Here is a 24,550-nt window from a genome sequence, read left to right on the forward strand (position 1 = left end):
GGGCGTCATGAGATTATGTTTCATGACGCCTTTATTTATTCGTCTAGGCGGTAAGTAACTTTGGGAGCGGCATGTATAGTGTCTCAATGAGCTCTCCCAGCATATGATCGTAAACGTGCGCAATACTCAGCGAAATATCAGCGGTCATCTGATACATGGCTTCGGCACTGATATTGTAATCGGGATGTTTACTCACATCAGCCAGAATCACCAGTGCTTTGGTACACGTCGGGGATGAGATGGATAAAGGGCTCACCATGGTTAACTGATTCACTTTTCTTGCAAGTATATCTGCACAGTGTTGTAAACGTGTTTGTCCTTCGGGGGTATTCATCTCTTCAATACAGATTCTGAATTGTGTCAAAGCATCCATCGCATCAATCACTTGCTGCCAGTTCATATGATATTCATCACTCAAATCTTCCCGGTTCACTTCCACTAACCAAGCCAGCATGACTTCATCCATGAGAAACATACAGTGACGGATCGCTTTGCCGTGGATCATTTGATTACGAGAAATGGTTCGTTCTGACCAGTCCTGCATCAATGCTTTCAGTTTGAGCTGCAGCACACGATACATCGGCTTATTATCAAAATGAGCAATGGAAATCAGGTGGGTTGTTTTTTCAGTCAGCAGCTCGGCAAGATGCTCAATTTCAATATCTCGGTGCTCACCAAACATGAGAACATGATGCGTCGCACTTCGGTGTTGGCGACACAGATAAAGCACCTGACGTAAATCAACAAGCAGTTCATACTTACGTTGCAAGGTCGATTCACGTTGTTTGGCAAGATAAAACATGAATCCGAGTATGCCGACGGAAACCAGCATAGAAATAATGACGAACATAACCAACTCCTTGTCTATGTAGAGATGCCTTGATTTTTATGGTTATTGAGCCTGATGCAGAATAGCGTTGTATGTGCGAAAGACATCCGCCAGTACAATTGAAAGTAAACAAGCCCAACTCACAAAGGTCAAGGTACCTTGTATCCTTATAGTTAAAAATAAGCAGAATTGGTGCCAGATTATTTTATCTTCAAAATCATCACTTTAACCTTTTATTCACAATTGTATTGCACTGTTATTGTGCGCAAATGATGATCTTGGGGAGAGATTTTTTGAGTGTGTCGATGCGTATGGATAAAAAAGAGGCCTTAACGATATTCGCTAAGGCCTCTAACCAATTGATCATGATATAGATTTACATGACACGCATACCCGGCTGGGCACCTTCATGCGGTTCAAGGATCCAAAGCTCTTTCCCCCCCGGTCCGGCCGCGAGAATCATGCCTTCAGACATGCCAAACTTCATTTTTCGTGGTTTCAGGTTGGCAACCATGACTGTATATTTCCCAACCAGCTCTTCGGGTTGGTAGGCAGCTTTGATACCGGAAAAGACCTGACGGACTTCACCACCAATATCTAGCTGGAATTTAAGCAGCTTATCGGCTTTAGGCACCGCTTCACAAGACAGGATTTTCGCAATGCGTAAATCCACTTTGGCAAAATCATCAAATTCGATTTCCGGGGCGATGGGCTCTTTGCTCAGTTCCGTCTCTTCCTGAGAGGCCGACTGAATAATCGCTCTCTCGGCTTCAACGGCTTCTTTCGAATCCTCGATCATTGCTTCAATCTGTTTTGGGTCGATTCGGCTGAAGAGAGCTTTGAAGGTGGCAATCTCATGATCAACCAACGGTTGCTGAATGGTATCCCAGCTCAGTTCTTGATTGAGAAAGGCTTCACTTCGGGCTGCCAACGCTGGCATGACGGGTTTAAGGTAAGTCATCAGTACACGGAACAGGTTCAGTCCCATGGAGCAGATTTCTTGCAGTTCCTGTTCTTTGCCTTCTTGTTTGGCAATGACCCACGGTGCTTTTTCATCTACATATTGGTTGGCTTTATCTGCCAGTGCCGTGATTTCGCGGATCGCCCGGCCATATTCCCGGCTTTCGTAGAGTGCGCCGATCTGTTCAGCCGCATCAATAAAAGTCTGATATAGCGCTGGTTCAACACACGTTGTGGCTAATCGGCCTGCAAAGCGTTTGTTGATAAAGCCGGCGTTGCGTGATGCAAGGTTCACGATTTTATTGACGATATCTGAATTCACGCGTTGGGTGAAATCTTCCAGATTCAAGTCAAGGTCATCAATCCGGCTATTGAGTTTGGCTGCATAATAGTAACGCAGGCATTCTGGATCCAAGTGATCCAGATAGGTGCTGGCTTTGATGAATGTTCCTTTAGACTTAGACATCTTGGCACCATTGACGGTGACATAACCGTGGACATAGACGTTGTTCGGTTTGCGGAAACCTGCGCCGTCGAGCATCGCTGGCCAGAACAGGCTGTGGAAGTAAACAATGTCTTTACCGATAAAGTGATAAAGCTCGGCCTGACTGTCTTGGTGCCAGTATTCGTCGAAATCCAGATCATCACGGCGATCACACAAATTCTTAAATGAACCCATGTAACCGATCGGCGCATCGAGCCAGACGTAAAAATACTTACCGGTTTCGCCCGGAATTTCGAATCCGAAATAAGGCGCATCGCGTGAGATGTCCCACTGTTGCAAGCCGGACTCAAACCATTCTTGCATTTTGTTTGCCATTTCGGTTTGTAAAGAACCGGAACGGGTCCATGCTTTCAACATGTCTTCAAACTGGGGCAAATCAAAGAAGAAATGCTCTGAATCTTTCATTACCGGTGTCGCGCCGGACACAGCAGATTTAGGATTGATCAGATCGGTTGGGCTATAGGTTTCGCCACAAGCATCGCAGTTGTCGCCGTATTGGTCTTCGGAATGACATTTCGGGCAGGTGCCTTTCACGAAACGATCCGGCAAAAACATTTCTTTCTCCGGATCGAACAGTTGTGAAATCGTCCGGCTTGAAATAAATCCGTTGGCTTTGAGTTGTTGGTAAATCAGCGAAGATAATTCACGGTTTTCTTCGCTGTGCGTGCTGTGATAGTTATCAAAGCTAATATCAAAACCGGCAAAATCTTTCTGGTGCTCTTGGCTGACTGAAGCAATCATTTCTTCTGGTGTGATCCCCATCTGCTGTGCTTTCAGCATGATCGGTGTACCGTGTGCGTCATCTGCACAGATAAAGTGGATGACATTGCCGCGCAGGCGTTGGTAGCGTACCCAAATATCCGCTTGAATATGCTCCAGCATATGACCCAAGTGGATAGAACCGTTTGCATACGGCAGGGCACAAGTTACCAGAATTTTTCTTGGTTCAGTTGCCATAACTTATCTTTCGCTCTGTCTGTTATACTCGGATGGCCTCAAAATATCGTCGGATGAAAGCTTGGTATGTGATTTTGAGGTTGCCGGAGTGGTGTATCAAAATTTGTGACTGCTAATACTACCTGATGACAGGAATAACGCCAAGGCGTTATTCCTTTATCTTGCAGGGGTTCTGTCTGCTTTATTGTGGTGTTAGCATAGGCTTTTGGCGCTGCCTGATGAACGGGTCATCACTGGTGAGCGCGTCGATTGAAATCATATCCGGTAAAGAAGGTAATCTATGCGGCAGCTTACACCTCCCCAATCACTTTGTATCTGGTTGAATCAATTTTCTCACCCTTGTCTACGCGCCGACTGGGCATCTCAACCGGGACTGGTTTATACCCATGAAGATGATCGCTATCATATTGAATTACCTTTTGCGGCCAATACCCTGGCAGACGAGCTACGACAATGGATGACAGCCCAAGCTGATCGACCGGTTGCAGGTGACATTGAGGTACATGTGGTGCCGAAAACCTTGCAAACTCAGGTCGCTTCTCCCGTGAAAGGGGTCAAAAATATGATCGCAGTGACCTCCGGAAAAGGCGGGGTCGGTAAATCAACCACGGCGGTGAATCTGGCTTTGGGGCTGGCGGCCTCCCATGCCCGCGTGGGGATTCTGGATGCGGATATTTATGGACCATCAGTTCCGATGATGCTGGGGACAGTTCATGCTGAACTGGCGGTTCGGGATGAGCGCTGGATGCAACCGGTGCAGGCACACGGCCTTTACTCGCATTCGATCGGTTATCTGATGAGTCAGGATGATGCGGCGGTCTGGCGTGGCCCGATGGCTTCTAAAGCGTTCCAGCAGTTGCTCAATGAGACCGAATGGCCATCGCTGGATTATTTGGTCGTGGACATGCCGCCGGGCACCGGAGACATTCAACTGACCTTGTCCCAACAGATGCCACTGACGGGTGCCGTGGTGGTGACCACGCCGCAAGATCTCGCGCTTGCGGATGCCCGTAAAGGTGTTGCGATGTTTGAAAAGGTCAATGTCCCGGTGATCGGGCTGGTGGAAAACATGAGTTATCACATCTGTAGTCAGTGTGGCCACCGTGAAGACCTGTTCGGGACCGGCGGTGCTGAAAAAATGGCGCAGGAATATGGATTGAGTCTATTGGCACAAATCCCGTTGCATCGCCAAGTTCGTGAGGATATTGATACAGGATGTCCGACGATGGTTGCCCGGCCAGAAAGTGAGCATGCCCGGCTTTATCTGGCCATGGCTGAACGGGTTGCCAGCCATTTGTATTGGCGTGGTCAAGTGGTTCCTGATGCGATCCCCTTCACGCATATAAAATAAGTTTTGTATCGATCAGACAAGGATTGTCCGGGATGGATGCTACTTTGATGAAAGACAAGATAAATTATACTTTTTTGCCCCTGTCAATCTGGTATCCGGTAAAGCTTGTCTCTATAATCACGCCGGCTTATCTGGTTTCTTTGTCAAATGTATCGAGTGAACAATCATGTCTGATCACAATCAATGCGTCATTATAGGAATTGCTGGCGCTTCTGCTTCAGGGAAAAGTCTTATCGCGAGTACCATCTATCGTGAATTGCGAGCCAAAGTCGGCGATCACCAGATTGGGGTGATTACCGAGGATCGCTACTACAAGGATCAAAGTCATCTGAGTATGGAGCAACGGGTCAAAACCAACTACGACCATCCTAGTGCGCTGGACCATGATTTACTCTGTGAGCATTTGCAACAGCTAGTTCGGGGGGAGTCCGTTGATGTGCCTGAATATAGTTATACTGAGCATACCCGGACCGAAAATACCCATCATATGAACCCTAAAAAGGTGATTATTCTGGAAGGCATTCTGTTGCTGACCGAGCCACGTCTGAGACAATTAATGCACGCCACTATTTTTATGGATACCCCCTTAGACATTTGTCTGCTGCGGCGTGTAAAACGCGATGTGGAAGAGCGTGGAAGAACGTTGGATTCGGTCTTGAAACAGTATCAGGAAACCGTCAGACCGATGTTTTTACAGTTTATCGAGCCCTCGAAACAATACGCTGACATCATTGTCCCGCGTGGTGGTAAAAACCGAATTGCGATTGACGTGTTGAAAGCACACATCGCTAAGTTACTTAAATCCTAAGTCCAGAATTACGACGGACTTCCCTATTGGATAGTCCCTTATTGGTTCATCCCTTATCGGATCATAAATGGCACCGGATCGTGTGCCGTTTTCCCCCGCTATATTATGTCCCTCACCGATGTAAAACAGTTCATTGTGATACGTCATAGTGGATTGTCACTTTCTGACATGAAGCTGACGTTGATCGGGGAGACACAAAGTGCATATAGTTGTCATTTGATTATAAAATCCCTATTTTAAGAAACATTCTTTGTCCTCAATGGTCTTAGTTCTCACTTAGTGATCAGGAAAATCGCCAATGAAAAAATTACTCCTTGTGATTGTGATAATTGTTGCTGTGATTGCTGCCGGCATCATCACATTAGTTACGGTCGTTGATCCGAATCAGTTCAAACCGCTGATTGTCGAGCAAACAAAAAAAGCAACGGGGATGGATGTTGTGATTGGCGGTGATATCAGCTGGCAGTTTTTTCCTGCGATTGGTTTTCAGATCGATGATGTATCTCTCAAGAATCCGGCAGGCTTTCAGCGACAAAACTTACTGCATGTGTCACACCTTTCCATTGATGTGGCAGTCATGCCGTTACTGGATAAAGAACTGGATATCGGGAGTATCAATCTGGATGGCGCTGATATTCAGATTGAAACATTGCGCGACGGCACCACCAATTTAGATAGCTTATTGAGTCAACAACCAGCCAACCAGCCATCAGATGCTGCACAGACGGTTGACACCACCGCCGATACACAGGCGCAGACTGATGCTGCTCCGGCAAAGCAATCATGGCAAGTTCGTGTTGCTGGTGTGGATATTCGTGCGGCTCGCGTCTCTGTGCTCAATGAGGCCCAGCCTGAAAATCAACTGACGCTGAATGATGTGAATCTGACCATCAGTGCTTTTGCGCCGAATCAGTGGACAACGTTTTCTTGGTCGATTCAGGGGAAACGGGCGGTGCAACATTTCTCGGTTGCGGGAGAAGGAGAATTTCGCTTATCCGATGATTATCGCCACTATGCGCTACGCCAGATTACTGTGAAGGGCAGTTATCAGGATAAAACTAACGATGTGCGTTCTCTGACACTCTCTTTGCCGAAGTTCGACATCGGTCAGGATGCGCCGTTTGAGGTGGCTGTTGCCGGTAAACTTGCCGAGAATGAGGTTGATTTCACCGGGAAAGGTACATTGAATCTGGATGAACAATATCAGCATATCCGGGTCAGCGGGTTGGATACTCAATTGAAGTTGACCGGAGCACAACTGCCGATAAGTCCGCTACCGGTTACTTTACAGGGGAATGTTGAGATGAACCTTCCCGCCAGTCAGTTGGACCTCAACGATTTAACATTCAAAGTGGCCGATGTTGCGCTACAAGGTAAAACATCGCTTCATTTGGGGGCCCGGCCTGCGATTCGTTTCCGGCTGAAAGGCGATCAGATTGACCTTAGCCCATTTTTACCACCGGCCCCAGACGCTGCCAATTCAACCCCTGCGGCAACGGCAGCTCAAGCGCCAGTCATGGCTGATAACTCAACCTCGTCAGCACCAAGTGCATCGGCTCAAGAGCCCGATCTGACCGCGCTGAAAGGATTTGATCTCGATGGCACATTAAATATTGCCGGGCTGAAAGCACAGAAACTAATGCTCAATAACTTAGGGATCAAAGTCAGTCTACGGCGTGGTGTTCTGACACTGTCTGAGCTACAAGCCGATTTATATCAAGGTCATTTGCAAGGTAAAGGGGTGCTCAACGCCAGCGTGACACCGGCGACTTATCAGATGCAGCAATCCCTGCAAGGGATTCAGATTCAACCTGTGCTCAAAGCGCTGGCTGATAATGATCGCCTCGAAGGGAAAGGATCTGTCGAACTAGACCTGCGCGGGCAAGGGTTGAGTGAAAAACGTCTTAAAGAGAACATCGGCGGGACGGTGAACGTTCAGTTGCAGGATGGGGCGATCAACGGTATCAATATTGCCCAGATGATCCGCCAGGGCTATGCAAAATTAAAAGGAAAACCGTTGGATGACACCGAAGGGGTGCAGAAAACCGACTTTAGTGCTGCCAGTGCGACATTGCACTTAAATCAAGGTGTGGCAACGATTAAAGAGAGTTCCTTGCAGTCACCGCTATTACGTGTCCATACCAAGGGCGATGTGAATTATATAGCACAAACTGTGGATGTGGTCGTGCGGGCTTCGATTGTCGGAACGTTGAAAGGACAGGGCGGCAAAGATATCAATGAGCTGAAAGATGTCACGATTCCAATCCAGGTGAAGGGAAACTGGACACAGCCTAAATATAAGCTGGTATTCGATGATGTTGCGAAACAGAAAGTCCAGAAAGAACTTGATAGAGGTTTGGACAAACTGGATGACAAGATCAAAGATGAACGGACGAAGAAAGCACTGAACAAGCTGCTCAAGGGGCTTTTCTAGTATAGGTCCGGCACGATGATGACCGTTGGATGATTGAAAAGAGGGACAGGTGAAAGCCTGTCCCTCTTGCGTTGTTCTTGAAGGGGATGTTCGGTGATTTACCAGTCGATCCCTTGTTGCGCTTTCACGCCAGCCTGAAAAGCATGTTTGACATTTTTAACTTCTGAAACGGTATCCGCCAAGTCAAGCAGTTCCCGATGGGCACCACGGCCCGTGATAATAACGGTTTGCATCGGCGGACGTTGTTGCAGCGCAGTGAGAACCTCTTCCAATGCCACGTAGCCATAACTGACCATATATGTGAGTTCATCGAACAGGACGACGTTGAGCGTCTCATCTTGTAACATCTGCTGGCACTTCTGCCACACGGCCTGTGCAGCAGCGGTATCGGTAGCTTTATTCTGCGTCTCCCACGTAAACCCGGTGGCCATCACATGGAATGTCACCCCCAGTTTTTCCAGTAGGTTGCGTTCTCCGTTATCCCATGTGCCTTTAATAAACTGCGCAACGCCGCACTTCAGCCCATGTCCGACGGCTCTGGCAACCGTGCCGAACCCTGAGGTTGATTTGCCTTTGCCATTACCGGTAATGACGATCACAATCCCGCGTTCTTCGGTAGCTGATGCAATTTTCGCATCCACTTTTTCTTTGATTCTTTGTTGGCGAGCCTGATAACGATCAGATGGGTTATCTTCATTTGACATGGTGTCAGATTCCTATTTCATGGGCGCAATGACGGTATCATAGCGTAATGATGCGGTTGCAAAAACCATAGGTTCAGTATGGTCAGTGCGAACCGATGAATCACTCGCAAATTTGGGAATGGGTTTAAAACCTGTTAATTTAAATCCTGTGGACTGGATGGCAATACTATTCAATAACAGGACCATTCAATAAAAGTACCATTCAGCCCAAATACGATTCAATCATCACAAGCAATACAGAATAAGGACAGTCTATGAGTCAACGTCAACCCTCGATTCTGGTGGTCTGTATGGGGAACATTTGTCGTTCTCCGACCGGAGAAGCGGTGCTCAAAGCAAAAGCGGCGCAAATGGGGATCGATGTCGAAGTCGATTCTGCCGGTACCATTGCCTATCATCAGGGGAATCCTCCGGATAGACGGGCCAGAATGGCCGGTGAAAAACGCGGCTACAGTTTTGCCGGGATGGCCGCCCGGCCTGTGACAAGTCGTGACTTTGCACATTTTGACCTGATTCTCGCAGCCGACCGTGACAATCTCGCTGATTTACAGGCCAGATGTCCGGCCGAGTATCAGCATAAATTGTCGTTGTTTCTCAGTCATGGTCAGTCAGCCGAAGCCGAAATTCCAGACCCTTATTACGGGGGAGCTGATGGTTTTGAACGTGTGTTAGATTTATTGGAAGAGTCAGCCGAAGCAGTGTTAAAAAAATTATGAGTCGTCCTTGACTAAAAAATCCGCCCGTAGGCGGATTTTTACGTTGGAGCTCATATCCGGGCCGTCGGCCTTAGAAGCTTCGGCTGTATTGAAGCCCGAGCAGCACCGCATCTGCGTGCGTGGTTCCGGTGATCTTACCAAATGTTTTATCTTCAGTAACGGACACATCTTCACCGATTAAGTAGGTGAAGCCAAAATCGATGTTCGATTTTTCGTCCAGATGATAAGTGAAACCAGCAGAAAGCCACTGACGATCTGAGTCAGGTACAGAGATCGAGCGGACATTGTCTTGAGCGCTGGTGTCGTACATATAACCTGCACGTAGCGTCCAAGTCTGATTCAGGAAGTAAGTTCCCCCCAGTGAATAATGCCAGCCATCTTTCCACTGATATTGGTTAATTGTGCCACTGGTATCGGCTGCAAGCACATCGAATTCAGACCATTTAATCCACTGAATACTATAGTGAACTGCGTAATCGTTATTCAGACGATGATAACCGGAGAATTCAGCAAAATCAGGCAATGGCATCACGACTGTATCTGAGATACTGCCACTGGCTTTGGCGTAAGTTGCCGATTCAACATCGCCATCCGCCTTGATGTCGGGGCTGTAGTGATAATCGACACCGAAACGGTTGTCCTCATTATATTCGTATACTGCACCCAAGTTATAGCCGACAGCCCAGCCGTCCGCATCAAGGTCAGTGCCGACACCTGTGCTCAATTTTCGTGCTTTCACCACAGCTTGTGCCTGAGGGCTTAACGGGCGTTTGAATTTCCCTTGCCCGTAGATCAGATCCAAACCGGCACCAAGACTCCATTGTTGATTGATTCGGTAAGAGCCGACGACACCGAAGTTGAAACTTTTCACGTCGGTTTTACCACCGAATTCATAGCCGGCATAGCCGTTATCAAATTCAGTTTTGGTCCCGAAGTTAGAATAGGCGTTGAGTCCCCAGGCAAATTTTTCATTGACCGGAACAATAAGGTAGATATTCGGGACGAGTGATGTGTCGCCTGCATTTGAGGCGTTGGCACTCGTTTGTGTTTTGGCGAGCTTATTGGTATAGGTTGCATCGTCCACATCAATCAGCGTGGTGATACTTTCAACACCAAGTGAAAGGGAAACGTCATCAAACAGAGCCATGGCTGCCGGGTTTTTCGCGATGACAGAAGCATTGTCTGCAATCACGGCATCACCGGCAAAGGCACGACCAAGTCCGGTAGCTGACTGTGCATTGAGTTGGAAACCTGCGGCAAAGGACTGCTGAGCGGTCACTGAGATTGCCACTGCGATCAGGGTTTTCTGAAACAGGCGCGTGTTGTTCATAGATAAATTTCCTTTTTTAACGGTCTCTAAATGGACCTTGTCCAGTAAATATCCCTATTATTATTAGAGTATTTACTTAGTTGGCGGCTGATACTAGTGACTAGTGTAGGGCATAGAAATCCGACCAGTTTAAATTCATGATGTAAAATTACTGATCTGGTAGCTATATAGCATGATTTTGGGCAAAAATGTCATTTTTTAGAGTATATGCTCTATCAAATTCAAGGAATTGAATCATCAATTTGTCATATTTCTAGTGTCGAATGATAAGGTTATACTGATAGATATATCATACCGAACCAAGACCTTGAGTCATTTGAATATGTGGTAAACTTTCATACATTTTCTGGGGTTTTTGCGTGCTTCGGAAAGAACTTGGGCTATTTTTCTGTAAATCAAAACAAAATTGATCTATTTCAAAAATTAATCATAGAAAGTCATTATAGTAACTCATGTCATCTGGTTAGCCGTCAGGTTAACATGTTGAGCAAGATGACACTTCCTTTTGAAGGCTGACTTTACTTTCTCCTAATCAGGAAACTGATTTTTCAATTGGCGTAAGTTAATTGCTTTATACATTCCAACCACACAAGTTTTGTGTGGTTTTTTTTTGGTTGCTATATCTGCTTCTGCTTGAGCGCCATTCATTCCTTTTTCTATTCGTTGAGCTGCTTTTATGCGTGATGTCATGCATCCCCCAATTTCACTTCAGCAGCAAACCCTGTTTAAAATGTGCTTAGTCGCTCTTTTTACAAAAGAAAATAAAGTAGCAGTTTGGCATCCGTTAACAATTTAGCTACAATCTCAACAGGTCAGACCTCTACTCTAGAAGGACATCATATGGCGACAAAATTATGCCGGACACACGCAGGGGAGAGGGTCGCGATAGTGAGCGGTATTCGCACCCCTTTTGCCCGTCAGTGGACCGAGTTCCGTCAGGTCACCGCGATTGAGTTAGGCACCATGGTGGTGAATGAGTTACTACAACGCACGGGGATTGATAAGCAGCTCATCGATCAAGTGGTCTTCGGGCAAGTCATCCAAATGCCGGAAGCGCCCAATATTGCCCGGGAGATTGTGCTGAATGCCGGGCTGGATGTTCATACCGATGCTTACAGCGTAACACGCGCCTGTGCGACCAGCTTACAAGCATTGACTGCTGCATCAGAAAGCATTCTGTGTGGCCACACGGATATTGCCATTGTCGGTGGTGCGGATTCCTCGTCTGTCCTGCCAATCGGAGTGTCTAAAACATTGGCGTCTGCATTGCTGGCCAGTTCGAAAGCGAAAACCCTGACGAAAAAAATGCAGGCTTTTAAGCGCGTGAAATTCCGTGATTTATTACCGGTTCCTCCTGCGATTGCTGAATATTCTACGGGGTTGTCGATGGGCGATACGGCTGAGCAAATGGCGAAGACCTATCAGATCAGCCGGGAGGATCAGGATGAACTGGCTTTTCAGTCGCATCAGAAAGCTGCCGCAGCCTGGGAATCCGGCCAATTGAGTGCTGAAGTGATGACTGCATATCCGAAGCCTTATCAGACGGTGCTGGAGCGGGATAATAACTTGCGGGCGGATACCGCCCGGGATGCATACCGCAAATTACGACCAGCATTTGATCGCCGGTTCGGCACGGTGACTGCAGCCAACAGCACCCCTTTAACCGATGGTGCTGCAGCGCTGTTGATTATGCGTGAGCAGCGTGCGAAAGAATTAGGTCTGCCAATTTTAGGCTTCTTACGGTCTTATGCTTATCAAGCCATCCCGGTCAAACAGGATATGCTGATGGGGCCGGCATATGCGACACCGCTTGCCTTAGAACGGGCAGGATTGACATTAGCGGATATATCATTGGTCGAAATGCATGAGGCGTTTGCATCTCAGGTGCTGGCAAATCTGAAAATGTTTGCCAGCCCCGGTTTTGCCAAGCAGATTGGCCGTAGTCATCCTCTCGGAGAAGTCGATATGACCCGGTTTAATGTTTCTGGCGGCTCGATTGCGTATGGTCATCCATTTGCGGCAACAGGTGCCAGACTGGTGACACAATTACTGCATGAGCTGAAGCGTAGACATGGTGGTTTTGGTTTGGTGACGGCATGTGCTGCAGGTGGTTTAGGGTCTGCGTTGGTACTGGAGGTTGATCATGACTGAGTTGCATCATTCTGAGCAGGGCAGTTTTCATCTGACGATTGAAGACGATTTTGCCTGGCTGGCGCTGGATGTGCCAGCGGAAAGCATGAATACGCTGAAGGCATCATTTAGTGATGAGATTGACGCGATTCTTACTGAGTTATCACAGGCGAAGCAACGAGTGAAAGGTTTGGTGATTTATTCCCGTAAACCGGATAATTTTATTGCCGGTGCAGACATCACCATGTTCGGGCAGTGTCAATCAGCTGAGGATGCTGCCAGTCTGGCAAAAATGGGACAGGATATTTTTCACAAAATTGAAGCATTACCCTTTCCGGTGGTTGCTGCAATCCATGGCACGTGTCTGGGTGGCGGGCTTGAGCTGGCATTAGCGTGTGATTACCGGGTCTGTAGTGATGACCCTGCGACAGTTTTGGGGTTACCAGAAGTCCAGTTAGGACTATTACCCGGCTCAGGCGGTACACAACGGCTGCCGCGTTTGATCGGATTAATGCCAGCACTGGATCTGATTCTGACGGGTAAAAAAGTCCGGAGTAAAAAAGCATTGAAACTGGGTCTGGTTAACGCTTGTGTGGCGAAAGACGGACTCTTGAATGCGGCGCGAATGATCATCGAAAAACCAACGGACTTTAAGCGTCGTTCGAGCTGGAAAAAGCGACTGACGAGCAGTGTGCTGGCGTTAAAAACAGTTCGTCACTGGGTGATCGAACAAGCGCGTAAGAAAGCACAGGCTAAGGCGAAGCATCATTATCCAGCGATCGATGCTATTTTGGATGTGATTCAACAAGGGCTCGATGACGGTATCAGTATCGGGTTGAGCAAAGAGTCTCAGGCGTTCGGTCGTCTGGCGATGACCCGCGAATCTCAGGCATTACGCTCTATTTTCCTCGCTACAACGGCGCTCAAACGGGAAATGAAAACGGATGACCGGGGCAAAGCAGTTCAACATGTTTCGGTCTTAGGCGGCGGATTGATGGGGGCCGGTATCGGCTATGTCACGGTCGAGAAAGCGAACAAAAGACTCAGAATCAAGGATGTCAGTCATCAGGGCGTGCTGCATGCATTTCAGTATATTTATCAGCGTTTGAATAAAAAATGTCAGCGGAAATATATCTCTGAAGCCGATGTGCGGGCAGCAATGGCGATGGTGTCCGGTGGCATCGATTTTTCCGGCTTCGGTGAAACCGATGTGGTGATTGAAGCGGTGTTTGAAGATTTAAAACTGAAACAAGAAATGGTGGCTTCGATCGAATCACATACCGGGGAGCACACGATTTTTGCGTCCAATACCTCGTCTCTGCCGATTCATGACATTGCGGCTCACGCTGCCCGGCCGGAAAATATCGTCGGTTTACACTATTTCAGTCCGGTCGAAAAAATGCCGTTGGTTGAAGTGATTCCTCATCAGGGGACTTCGCCTGAAACCGTTGCAACGGTTGTCCGCTTAGCTTACCAACAAGGGAAAACCCCGATTATTGTTCAGGACAGTGCCGGATTTTATGTCAATCGTATTCTCGCCCTCTATATTAATGGTGCCGTACAATGTTTGCTTGATGGTGAGCCGATTGAGAAAATTGATCAGGCGTTGGTCGATTTCGGCTTTCCGGTCGGTCCGATGACGTTACTGGATGAAGTTGGGTTTGATGTCGCCTTTAAGATCTCACCGATACTTGTTCAGGCGCTTGGTGAGCGCTTCCTCATCCCGTCAGCATTGCAACAGCTCATCAGTGATGGCCGCAGGAAAGGGCGGAAGTCCGGATTGGGATTCTATCGCTACAAAGGCAAGAAAAAACAGCCGGACCGTTCAATCTACCGTCAGCTAAAAATCCGGGAACAAGTGTCACTGAGTCATCACGATATTGCATTGCGTTGTGTCTTACCACTTTTGAATGAAGCGGTGATGTGTCTTGACCAAGGGGTGATTCGTCAGGCTCGTGACGGGGATATTGGTGCCATATTCGGGATCGGTTTCCCTCCGTTTTTAGGCGGGCCTTTCCGGTATATGGATCAGGTCGGACTCAAGCAGATTGTTGAGCAGATGCAGCGCCTGTCTGGCGATCTCTGCCAACCGTGTCCGGCGTTAATGGCACGCTTGGAGAATCAGCAGTCATTTTATTCAGAAGACATGGATTCAAATAGCAGTGATTCAAATGACAGTGATTCAGAGGGACGTCCCGATCAAACATCACCGCTTGACTGATCAATGAGACGCGATTCGGGTGAAAATGCGGCTTGGCCGGAGAATCATTGGAGACTCGATAAAGCTAGTGTATGCTAATTCGGACTGTCAAACTGTCGGCCAAAAGGACGAAAAATGGATGCACTAGAGTTACTACTGAATCGCCGTTCCGTTGCAAAATTAGGCGCACCGGCGCCAGAAGGGAAAGTTCTGGAGAATATTATCCGTGCGGGGCTTCGGGCACCGGATCATGGCGGTTTAACGCCTTGGCGCTTTGTGATTGCCCAAGAGCACGGATTAAAGAAATTGTCGGATATTTTAGTGCAAGCAGTGCTTGCCGATAATGGCGATGAAGCGCAGCTTGATAAAGTTAAACATGCGCCATTCCGGGCCCCGATGGTGATTACTGTGATCGCTAAAGTCACACCTCATGAGAAAGTCCCGGCACTCGAGCAGCACCTATCGGCCGGATGTGCTGTTCAGGCGATGCAGATGGCCGCGCAGGCTCAGGGATTTCAAGGGGTGTGGCGTTCCGGTAAATGGATGTTTCATTCACTGGTTCGTCAGGCTTTTGGTCTGGAAGGCGATGATGAGATTGTCGGCTTTCTTTATTTGGGCACGCCGTTGATTGCACCAATGAAAGTTCCTGAACGAAATTTGTCCCATTTTGTGGAATACTTGTAAGAGTTGAATACTTGCAAGATAAGTTCAGTCCGCAGCTATATATCATTGATTGACCAAACGTCTTGACGAGCGTGAATCATCCTGAGAGTTGTATGTCGGGGTGATTCACCGATTTCTGTACTGACCAGATGTCGTTGCTAATCTATATGGTATGACATGATGAAATCAATAAAGAGTCTGACTTTCTCAGGCAGATGATCTTTGTGATTATAAAGCATGTAGATATCCCGGGAGTTAGCGCTCCAGTCTTCCAGAATCTGAACCAATTCACCGAGCTCAAGATATTCTTTGATCATCACATCCGGCATCAGCGTAATGCCTAACCCTTCAGAACAGGCCATACGGACGACATCCAGTGTGTTCGCCTGAAACCGCCCCCGATCATTATTCGTGACATGCTCGCCTTTGGTATTCGTGAGTTGCCATTTCAACAGCGGATTGCCTTTCAGCAGTGAATGGTGAGAGAGTTCTTCTGCGTGATGTGGTGCAGGATGCTTCGCCAGATAGGCCGGACTGGCAACCAGAATATCTTTGACTTCATTGATCTTGCGGGCAATGAGCGAAGAATCACGTTGCGGGCCGACCCGAAAAATCACATCCCATTCGGTGGGATCAAGCTGGTCAGCATGATTACTCATCGTGAGCTCAAGATTGATCTCTGGGTAGTTTTGCATGAACGCCGTAAACATCGGCATCATCATTCGTTTCGTCAGGTTTGAGGGGGCCGATATTCTTATCTTACCTGATGCGCCCCGGCATTCGTCACTGATCTCTTCAGCGGCCATTGATAAGCGTTGTAAAAGAGGAGAACACTCTTTGAAGAAACGTTCACCCGCTTCAGTCAGCGATAATTTGCGGGCATGGCGATTGAGTAGTCTTAAATTCAGCGAATCTTCAAGTGCCTGAATACGTCGGGTGATGGTTGCCACCGGTATCAGGGTTCTCCGTGATGTCGCTGTGTAACTCCCATTCTCGACTACCAAGCGGAATAGGTTTAAATCGTCTAGTTTCATAGTTTCCTGACATAACGGTTAATTAACGGGTTTCACCTATATACACGGAACTGAATTGTCAAAGTTTGAGGCATATCAACATGTTTATCGAAAACTCATTTTCCAAACATAGTGTATATCCGTAAGAATGACAGTGAAACATAGAATTTGAAGCTCATTTTTGCGTTTAAAAATAATATTGTTGTGGTGCATAACTATTTGAACCGGTGTTTTAATGTATAGTATAAGATGCAAAACGAAAGTGAAACGTTTGTACTAATAGCCCGAAGAGGCTACTTTTAGTAAAAGCTATTATAATTCTCAATAATAAATTCGTGATGAGGTGTTTGACCGAGCGAAGCTTTTGAACTCACTTTCTCCACATTTTGCGTTTGTGAGGCGGTTAGTATGTTTAAACCCGAATTTCCTGACTCAGAGACATGTTCTGGGCAAACACCGTTAAGTAATAAAGCGATCCTCATTGTTGATGACGACCCTGTGTTCCGGCGGATTGCCAGCGGCTATCTCCAGTCTCAAGGATGTACCGTTCATGAAGCTGAAGACGGTTTGGTCGGGTTAAGGCAGTTGAGAGAGCAACGTCCTGATCTGGTGATCTGTGATATTTCGATGCCGGTTTTGGATGGCTTGGAATTTGTTGAAGAAGTGAGTCTGGCTTATCCCTGTTTACCCTTAATTGTCATCTCCGCAACGGATGATATGTCCGATGTTGCCCGTGCGTTGAAGCATGGTATTAAAGATTTCCTTTCTAAACCGATCAATGATTATTCTCATTTAGGGCAAGCGATTGCCAACGCCTTGAGTGACACACATAGTCATGTTTCAGATCAACGTGATTTTTCCAGTCAGTGGTTTCAAGTCGAAGATGGTGGGGATATTCCGGAAGAACAAGAATTATATTGGCATCTGGAGTATTTACAGCAGAATTTGAGTGCGGCCCGAGAACTGCTCAATGCATTATTGCCGGAAAACGATACCAGTCAAGGTATATGGCGATGTAGTTATCGTTTACTTCAGTCTGCCGAAACCATGCCTTTAGTATTCGATCATGCCTGGCTCATGAATGGTCAATATGCGTTCTATATTGTCGATTCAGGGTCTCAGTCGTGTGATGGCATTGCGACGACGTTATTGATCCGTGCTTTATTCCATGATTATCTGCGAGGCCTGAAATCGATGGGCGCAGATTTGAAAGATCTCGCTGATATTTTAGAGAAGGGTATCAACTGTACTGAGTGCGCCTGTTCGATTTCAGCCATGATTGGGATTGCAGATCTCAGTGATGGAACCTTATCGGTTTTGCCAGCGGGCATGGATTGCTTCTGGAATAACGGCCAAAATAGTCAGCATATTGCCGGTGGTGTTTCTTTGGGCGACAACTGCCGGAAAAACTTCATCACACAGAATTTACCATTGCGCGAGAGTTCGGAGATCTCAGTCAGCCGTCTTGGAGTGAGTTCATTCTCACTGAATATCAGCCAAAAAACCGAATCATAAACAACATTAATGTTGTTTCTCATCATTGCATGATGCACTTTTCGCTGCATTCCGGTTGAAGACCCTGTTGCGAAGTTCGAAGAAAATCACTAGCATGAGCGGGAAGTGTGCCCACCCTTCGAGTGGGCGTTTGTTTTTTAGGCACCACCCATTTTGAGGTGGTATGCTTGTTTTTTACTGAAACCGCGCGAACTTCAATCAACAAGCCAGTTTGAAGCGGGTATCCAGACAAATAGACATAGATGATGACTACAGACACAATTTCACTGATTAAATCCAGCATTAAGAGTATCCCAGATTATCCGAAACCAGGTATTTTGTTTCGTGATGTCACCAGCCTGATGGAAGATGCACAAGCATATCGGGCAACGATCCAACTGCTGGTCGAACGATATAAAGATATGGGATTTACCAAAGTCGTCGGAACGGAAGCGCGAGGGTTTCTTTTTGGTGCACCGTTAGCGATTGAGCTGGGGATCGGATTTGTGCCCGTCCGTAAACCGGGAAAACTCCCGAGAAAGACACTGGCTGAGTCTTATGAACTGGAGTACGGTGTCGATACGCTTGAGATTCATGCCGACGCAATTCAGGATAATGATCAGGTGTTGATCATTGATGATTTGCTGGCTACCGGTGGCACGATTGAAGCGACCACCAAACTGATTCGACAGTTAGGTGGTCAGGCCGAGCATGCGGGTTTTGTGATTAACTTGCCGGAATTGGGCGGGGATCAGCGCTTGGCTGCGTTAGGCTTAGAGGTTTTCAGTATCTGTGATTTCGAAGGTCACTAAGGGTGACGGTCATTCACGATCAGCACAGGTCTGAATGATGAACAGAAAGTGTAAACGGAATAATCGATGAGTTATCTAGCATTAGCAAGAAAGTGGCGACCAACGCAGTTTTCTGAAGTTGTCGGGCAGGCACATGTATTGACTGCTTTGGAAAATGCATTGGCACAGAACCGACTGCATCATGCCTACCTTTTTAGCGGTACAAGGGGGGTAGGGAAAACCACAATCGGACGGTTATTTGCCAAAGGACTGAACTGCGAAACCGGTATAACCGCTCACCCTTGCGGACAGTGTGCCGCTTGTCAGGAAATTGAACAGGGCCGGTTTGTCGACCTGCTGGAAATTGATGCTGCATCGCGCACGAAAGTCGAAGACACGCGTGAGCTGCTGGATAATGTGCAGTATAAGCCAGCGCGGGGACGGTTTAAGGTCTATCTCATCGATGAAGTCCATATGTTGTCCCGTCACAGTTTCAATGCACTGTTGAAAACACTGGAAGAACCGCCAGAGTACGTCAAATTCTTACTGGCAACGACGGATCCTCAGAAATTACCGGTGACGATTCTGTCCCGCTGTTTACAGTTTCACTTAAAACCCATCGGTATTGATCATATCGAGCAGCAGCTCGCATTGATTCTCAATCAAGAGCAAGTGACCGCTGAGGCGCGTGCGTTGGGTATGATTGCTCATGCAGCCGATGGCAGTATGCGGGATGCGCTGAGTCTGACGGATCAGGCCATTGCACTGGGAGATGGTTCGATTCAGGCTAATTTGGTGTCTCACATGCTGGGCACCATTGATACCGATCAAGCGCTCCATCTTTTACAAGCATTAAGTCATAAGCAACCTCAGACAGTGATGGCTTATGTTGAACAGATTGCCGCCAACGGAATTGCATGGGATGCATTGTTGCAGTCGCTTGCAACGCAAATTCACCGTGTGGCGATGTATCAGATGTTGCCATCGACGCTTGATCCGTTGCAGCCGGACGCCGAGAAAATTAAACAACTGGCGCAGGAACTGAGTGCAGAAGATGTCCAGCTGTTTTATCAAATTGCATTGAAAGGGCGGGAAGATTTACCACTTTCACCGACACCGCGGATTGGGCTGGAGATGATCCTTCTGCGCATGCTGGCCTTCCGGCCGGTGGCAGTTTCTCCTGTACATGGCATCAGTACCGACGTTTCCCGTGCTGAGACGCAGACCGATGTTGCGGTATCGGTGCAAAACACCGCCCCGACGCCCAATCGTCCGACGCCGCCAGCCGTTGAAACTGCCGCTGTACCACCAGCTGTAGCGCCGACGTCTCAGCCTGAGTCGGCGACCACGAACCCGGTTGCACCACATTCGGTGGCCCATGATGTTGCTCAGCCGCATGCTGACACCGATTCATCTACGGCAGTGGCGAGTGACACATCTGCGGATCAGCCTGTACATCACGATGCGCCCGCTGCGCCGCGTGTGGGTCTGAGACATCAGCTTCGTTCTCAACGGCAATCTGTCCAATCTTCAGGGCCGTCTACAAAAGGGCCTTCGACAAAAAAGTCTGAAACGGCATCCACGCAATCAGATTCGGTCTTTGATCGACTCATGCAAAAGCGTAATGATGATCTGCTGATGCCGTCGGCCGTGGATTCTCTGTTAGATGCTGAGGACAGCGTTGATACAGATGAGCCTTATCAATGGCGGCCTACCATGGATGTGCCGGAACAACCGGTGGATAAAACTGTCACGCCGGCAGCACTGAAACAGGCACTCGCCCACGAAAAAACGCCGGAAATGACTGCTCGGCTGACCGAGGAAGTCATTCAGGAGGATGAGTGGGCGGCTATTATTCCACAATTGAATTTACCGAAACTGATCGAGCAGCTGGCTTTGAATGCATCCTATCAATTGGAAGGCAATACAGTGCATTTGTCATTGCGTGAGCATCAAGCGCATTTGAATACTGACAAAGCGCAAGCTATTTTGAAAGAAGCGTTAGAATATGTGCTGGGCATGACTTGTGCCTTAGAGATTCGGATTGGCGATGATGGTGTAACGCCTTTGGAAGGTCGCGAGCTGCGTTATCAGGCAAAATTAGAACAGGCGTTCGTCAGTTTACACGATGATCCCAATGTTCAATTCATTCAACAACGTTTTCAGGCACAGTTAGATCAAGAGAGTGTTCGCCCGGTTTAATTCGGTTCACTTTGCTTCTGTGTTGACGTAAAAATGAGCGTCAAAATCGGGTATAAAACGTAGGTCTAAGAGCGGGGGTTGAATTCCTATCAGGGAACCCCCACAGTATGTGTAATATATCAATGACAGAGAGATAAACATGTTTGGTGGTAAAGGCGGAATGGGCAACCTGATGAAGCAAGCCCAGCAAATGCAAGAGCGGATGCAGAAGCTTCAAGAAGAAATTGCAAATATGGAAGTTACCGGTGAAGCGGGGGCTGGTCTGGTGAAAGTGACTATGACTGGCAGCCACAGTGTCCGTCGTGTCGAAATTGATGAAAGTCTGATGGAAGACGACAAAGAGATGGTTGAAGATCTGGTTGCTGCTGCTTTTAATGATGCTGCCCGCCGTGTTGAAGAAACCCAAAAAGAGAAAATGTCATCCGTAACGGGTGGAATGCAACTTCCTCCTGGTATGAAGATGCCATTTTAATGGTTCAGTAAATTCATGCGTACCAGTCAAATGCTGGAACACCTGATGGAAGCCTTGCGTTGTCTGCCCGGGGTCGGCCCCAAATCTGCACAACGCATGGCTTTTCATTTGTTACAGCGTGATCGTCAGGGGGGGCTCCGCTTAGCGGATGCGCTGAGTCAGGCTATGACAGAAATTGGTCATTGCCAGTCGTGCCGGACTTTTACCGAAGAGGATGTTTGTCATATTTGCAAAAATCCCAAACGGCAGGAAAATGGTCAACTTTGCGTGGTGGAAAGCCCGGCAGACATTGCTGCCGTTGAAGCAACGGGGCAATTTTCAGGCCGTTACTTTGTGCTGATGGGGCATTTATCCCCGCTGGATGGTATCGGCCCAGCCGATATCGGTTTGGATTTGCTCGATTTTCGCTTGCAACAAGGCGATATCACCGAAGTGATTCTGGCGACCAATCCAACGGTCGAAGGTGAGGCAACAGCACACTACATTGCCGACTTGTGTCTGGCTCATCAGGTTTCGGCAAGTCGTATCGCACATGGCGTACCGGTTGGCGGAGAACTGGAGCTGGTTGATGGGACGACACTGTCTCACTCGATTATGGGACGTCAGCGACTCTCCTGATGATATCGTGTGTTTTCAACCATTATTTATCATGCGAGGTGTTCAGATTAAGAATATCTCGCATGTTGCATTTTATGCGCTGTATTCAGATCAGCGCATCTGCTTGAATGATGAAAAAGTGGTGTCTTCCAGCTCATTGATAATTGTCAGTGCTTCTTGAACGCTGGTACCACAAACCGCCTCGTCACTTTTAAAATCACTGCATACTTGCGGGCGATCATCCGAGCCGAACAGTTTACAGAGATTGTTTTCATCTAGCTGGATACAGCGAACACCCGCGGGTTTGCCCTCCGGCATACCCGGAATGGGAGACGAAATACTCGGTGCGATGCAGCAGGCGCCACAGCCTAAACGACATTCCATAAATCCTCTGGCGTCATCATGATTCAAAGCTGCGGATCATAGCAGACTGAATCTTAATTGATAGACGTTTATACTTGAACTCTTGTTTGAGGGCAGGTATAACCCGTATCCGGATCCATAACCACAGTAGTACAAGCATGACGAAACCATTCTGGCAAACCAAAGCATTAGATGAAATGAGCGAAAGCGAGTGGGAATCGCTGTGTGACGGCTGTGGCAAATGTTGCTTACATAAGCTGATGGACGAAGACACAGAAGCGGTTTACTACACGAATGTAGCTTGTAGTTGGCTGAACAGCAAAACATGTGCCTGCAAGGATTATCCCAACCGTTTTCAATCCGGCGAGGAGTGCCTCAAACTGACTCGTGAGAATATCGACGAGTTCCACTGGCTACCGGAAACCTGCGCTTATCGCTTGTTAGCGCAGCATCAGCCACTCCCCGAATGGCATCCGTTAATCACGGGTTCTAAATCAGCCATGCATGCTGCCGGAGAGAGTGTCCGCAACAAAGTCGTTTACGAAATTGATGTGGTTGACTGGGAGGACCACATCCTGAATTATCCGACAGAATCCAACCAATAAGTCTTGATTCGAGTGCTGCATCCGAGGAACAATCCTCCCGCCAGACCGAGCAAATGCGCCTGAATCGCAACCGGCGCTTCAATCAGCGCCTGAGTTGCCTCGGAAGCGCCGAAACATTGCTCCCAGATGACTTTGCCACATACACCCACAACGAGTAGCCAACTGCTCTTTCTGCCTTGTAAGGCTTCCCCCAGTGCGAAGCTGGCAAACAGGCCATGTAATATACCGGACAGTCCGACATAGAAATAAAGGTCGCTCCAGAAAAGCCCGATGCCAATCAACAGACTCAATAGCAGTAGCTGTTGCCAGAGCCCACGGGCTGCGGGACGAAAAATCAAGCTGATGAGCCAAAGAGCAATCAAATTCATCGATAAGTGGGCAATATTGGTATGGGTGAAGTTTCCTGTTACGATTCGCCACCATTGACCCTGCATGATAGCCTGTCTGTCCCAGACCAACAGATCGGCCAGCGGAGGCCATTGGGCGAGGACACACATGATACTAATCAGACTAAGAGTGAGATAGAGATGGGATCGCGTTATTGTATTCAATGTCAAAAAGCGCATAGGGCCTGTCTGTGCTCCACGATTGTCCCGTTGTCATCAGCGATTGAGCTTATCATTCTTCAGCATCCGACAGAAGTGCGCAAGCCGACCGGTACGGCAAGCATTCTGACGTTATCATTAGACCGTGCTCTGTGTCTGGTCGGAGAAAACTTTACCCAAGATGAAACATTGAATGCCTTATTGAATGACGCGGATGTTACTCATTTTGTGCTGTTCCCCGGTGGTGGTTCTACGTGTGTCAATGAGATCCAGCCGCCTTCGCCGCCACAGCGCTATCGCGTTATTCTGCTCGACGGCACGTGGAAGAAAGCGTATAAAATGTGGCAATTATCGACAAATCTACATAACCTTCCCAGATTACACCTGCCTGAATCTCTTCAGAGTCGCTACCGGATACGCAAAGCCCCGCGAGATAATTGCCTCTCGACCGTTGAAGCCGGATATCATTTGTTGTCGAACTGGCAACCGCATCAGGACTTTAGCCCGCTATTACAGAGTTTCGAACAGATGATTCAGTTCCAGCTCGCACAGATGCCCCCTGACGTCAGGGGACGGTATTGATTGTTTGACGTGTTTTTTATGAGGGACACACACCCATGCATTTTTTCAGGACACACACCATAACTTCTTATGGATAGGTGGATACGGGATGGATACGGGACACACAGGATAAGTAGAAGATAGTACTTTGGGAAGTGAGACTCGGCGTGTGTCCCCGTAAATTCAGGATGAACAGGACACACACCTCAGTCAATAAATGAGAGAATGTTGTTCTTCATCTCATCATTATTCTAAGTTTTTAAATAGATTCAGGCAGAATGCGGCTCAGATAAAGGACTGGGAAAATGCTCTGTGAAGTT

At 47.8% G+C, this 24,550-nt stretch carries 22 protein-coding genes; 14 read left to right on the forward strand and 8 right to left on the reverse strand.

The genetic code is table 11. The features are described from left to right. Positions 1–43: 43 nt before the first annotated feature. Positions 44–850, reverse strand: a complete 807-nt coding sequence (locus tag OCV37_RS05160; RefSeq protein WP_038181825.1) for a hypothetical protein — start codon at positions 848–850, stop codon at positions 44–46. Between the two features lie 355 nt (positions 851–1,205). After that, entirely contained in the window at positions 1,206–3,251 is a 2,046-nt protein-coding gene (gene metG, locus OCV37_RS05165) for a methionine--tRNA ligase (protein WP_038181822.1), read from the reverse strand. A 280-nt stretch (positions 3,252–3,531) separates the two neighbouring features. Here metG and apbC point away from each other — a divergent pair, with 280 nt between their 5' ends. The 3 genes from apbC (at position 3,532) to OCV37_RS05180 (ending at position 7,844) form a co-directional block, all read left to right on the forward strand. After that, positions 3,532–4,602, forward strand: a complete 1,071-nt coding sequence (gene apbC / locus OCV37_RS05170) for an iron-sulfur cluster carrier protein ApbC (RefSeq protein ID WP_038181819.1) — start codon at positions 3,532–3,534, stop codon at positions 4,600–4,602. Positions 4,603–4,768: 166 nt separating this feature from the next. Beyond that, positions 4,769–5,410 carry a uridine kinase gene (gene udk, locus OCV37_RS05175; RefSeq protein WP_038181816.1) on the forward strand — a complete coding sequence of 214 codons (642 nt, stop codon included), beginning with the start codon at positions 4,769–4,771 and terminating at the stop codon, positions 5,408–5,410. Between the two features lie 298 nt (positions 5,411–5,708). Then, positions 5,709–7,844, forward strand: a complete 2,136-nt coding sequence (locus OCV37_RS05180; RefSeq protein WP_038181814.1) for an AsmA family protein — start codon at positions 5,709–5,711, stop codon at positions 7,842–7,844. Positions 7,845–7,942: 98 nt separating this feature from the next. On the opposite strand, the gene cobO is transcribed toward OCV37_RS05180, so the two are convergent. Beyond that, on the reverse strand, positions 7,943–8,548 hold the full coding sequence (cobO, locus tag OCV37_RS05185; protein WP_038181811.1) for a cob(I)yrinic acid a,c-diamide adenosyltransferase: 606 nt from the start codon (positions 8,546–8,548) through the stop codon (positions 7,943–7,945). A gap of 254 nt (positions 8,549–8,802) precedes the next feature. On the opposite strand from cobO, the gene OCV37_RS05190 reads away from it, so the two are divergent. After that, entirely contained in the window at positions 8,803–9,264 is a 462-nt protein-coding gene (locus OCV37_RS05190) for a low molecular weight protein-tyrosine-phosphatase (protein WP_245609129.1), read from the forward strand. 70 nt (positions 9,265–9,334) lie between these two features. On the opposite strand, the gene OCV37_RS05195 is transcribed toward OCV37_RS05190, so the two are convergent. After that, entirely contained in the window at positions 9,335–10,594 is a 1,260-nt protein-coding gene (locus OCV37_RS05195; RefSeq protein ID WP_038181809.1) for an outer membrane protein transport protein, read from the reverse strand. A gap of 528 nt (positions 10,595–11,122) precedes the next feature. Beyond that, a complete protein-coding gene (locus OCV37_RS05200; RefSeq protein ID WP_157634988.1) occupies positions 11,123–11,284 on the reverse strand; it encodes a hypothetical protein in 162 nt (53 codons plus the stop codon). A 150-nt stretch (positions 11,285–11,434) separates the two neighbouring features. Here OCV37_RS05200 and fadI point away from each other — a divergent pair, with 150 nt between their 5' ends. The 3 genes from fadI (at position 11,435) to OCV37_RS05215 (ending at position 15,608) form a co-directional block, all read left to right on the forward strand. Further along, positions 11,435–12,745, forward strand: coding sequence for an acetyl-CoA C-acyltransferase FadI (gene fadI / locus OCV37_RS05205; protein WP_038181805.1), 1,311 nt, complete (start codon positions 11,435–11,437; stop codon positions 12,743–12,745). Next, a complete protein-coding gene (gene fadJ / locus OCV37_RS05210) occupies positions 12,738–14,945 on the forward strand; it encodes a fatty acid oxidation complex subunit alpha FadJ (protein WP_084717471.1) in 2,208 nt (735 codons plus the stop codon). Before fadI ends, fadJ begins: the two co-directional genes overlap by 8 nt. 114 nt (positions 14,946–15,059) lie before the next feature. Then, positions 15,060–15,608, forward strand: a complete 549-nt coding sequence (locus tag OCV37_RS05215) for an NAD(P)H nitroreductase (protein ID WP_038181802.1) — start codon at positions 15,060–15,062, stop codon at positions 15,606–15,608. Between the two features lie 137 nt (positions 15,609–15,745). Here the strand turns inward: OCV37_RS05215 and OCV37_RS05220 are convergent, their stop codons facing one another. Beyond that, on the reverse strand, positions 15,746–16,621 hold the full coding sequence (locus OCV37_RS05220) for a LysR family transcriptional regulator (protein ID WP_038181797.1): 876 nt from the start codon (positions 16,619–16,621) through the stop codon (positions 15,746–15,748). Between the two features lie 387 nt (positions 16,622–17,008). On the opposite strand from OCV37_RS05220, the gene OCV37_RS05225 reads away from it, so the two are divergent. The 5 genes from OCV37_RS05225 (at position 17,009) to recR (ending at position 22,177) form a co-directional block, all read left to right on the forward strand. Continuing rightward, positions 17,009–18,115 (forward strand): response regulator, encoded by a 1,107-nt coding sequence (locus OCV37_RS05225; protein WP_038181796.1) that lies wholly within the window; start codon positions 17,009–17,011, stop codon positions 18,113–18,115. A 245-nt stretch (positions 18,116–18,360) separates the two neighbouring features. Continuing rightward, entirely contained in the window at positions 18,361–18,906 is a 546-nt protein-coding gene (gene apt / locus OCV37_RS05230) for an adenine phosphoribosyltransferase (RefSeq protein WP_038182676.1), read from the forward strand. Positions 18,907–18,972: 66 nt separating this feature from the next. Further along, positions 18,973–21,087, forward strand: coding sequence for a DNA polymerase III subunit gamma/tau (dnaX, locus tag OCV37_RS05235; RefSeq protein ID WP_038181793.1), 2,115 nt, complete (start codon positions 18,973–18,975; stop codon positions 21,085–21,087). Between the two features lie 139 nt (positions 21,088–21,226). Next, entirely contained in the window at positions 21,227–21,559 is a 333-nt protein-coding gene (locus OCV37_RS05240) for a YbaB/EbfC family nucleoid-associated protein (protein ID WP_038181789.1), read from the forward strand. 15 nt (positions 21,560–21,574) lie between these two features. Continuing rightward, positions 21,575–22,177, forward strand: coding sequence for a recombination mediator RecR (gene recR, locus OCV37_RS05245; RefSeq protein WP_038181786.1), 603 nt, complete (start codon positions 21,575–21,577; stop codon positions 22,175–22,177). A 90-nt stretch (positions 22,178–22,267) separates the two neighbouring features. Here recR and OCV37_RS05250 read toward each other — a convergent pair whose 3' ends face one another. Next, positions 22,268–22,540: a YkgJ family cysteine cluster protein gene (locus OCV37_RS05250; RefSeq protein WP_038181784.1), complete on the reverse strand. Its 273-nt coding sequence runs from the start codon at positions 22,538–22,540 to the stop codon at positions 22,268–22,270. 137 nt (positions 22,541–22,677) lie between these two features. Here OCV37_RS05250 and OCV37_RS05255 point away from each other — a divergent pair, with 137 nt between their 5' ends. Next, positions 22,678–23,124 (forward strand): YcgN family cysteine cluster protein, encoded by a 447-nt coding sequence (locus tag OCV37_RS05255; protein WP_038181781.1) that lies wholly within the window; start codon positions 22,678–22,680, stop codon positions 23,122–23,124. On the opposite strand, the gene rrtA is transcribed toward OCV37_RS05255, so the two are convergent. Beyond that, complete coding sequence (gene rrtA, locus OCV37_RS05260; RefSeq protein ID WP_051680637.1) at positions 23,100–23,690, reverse strand: rhombosortase; 591 nt, start codon at positions 23,688–23,690, stop codon at positions 23,100–23,102. The two genes, OCV37_RS05255 and rrtA, sit on opposite strands and share 25 nt — an antisense overlap. Here rrtA and OCV37_RS05265 point away from each other — a divergent pair. After that, the gene (locus tag OCV37_RS05265; RefSeq protein WP_038181778.1) at positions 23,652–24,251 is read left to right on the forward strand and encodes a tRNA-uridine aminocarboxypropyltransferase; all 600 of its coding nucleotides are present in this window, start codon (positions 23,652–23,654) and stop codon (positions 24,249–24,251) included. The two genes, rrtA and OCV37_RS05265, sit on opposite strands and share 39 nt — an antisense overlap. Positions 24,252–24,550: the final 299 nt, after the last annotated feature.

Origin of the sequence: Vibrio rhizosphaerae (genome assembly GCF_024347095.1) — a bacterium.
GTDB lineage: Bacteria > Pseudomonadota > Gammaproteobacteria > Enterobacterales > Vibrionaceae > Vibrio > Vibrio rhizosphaerae.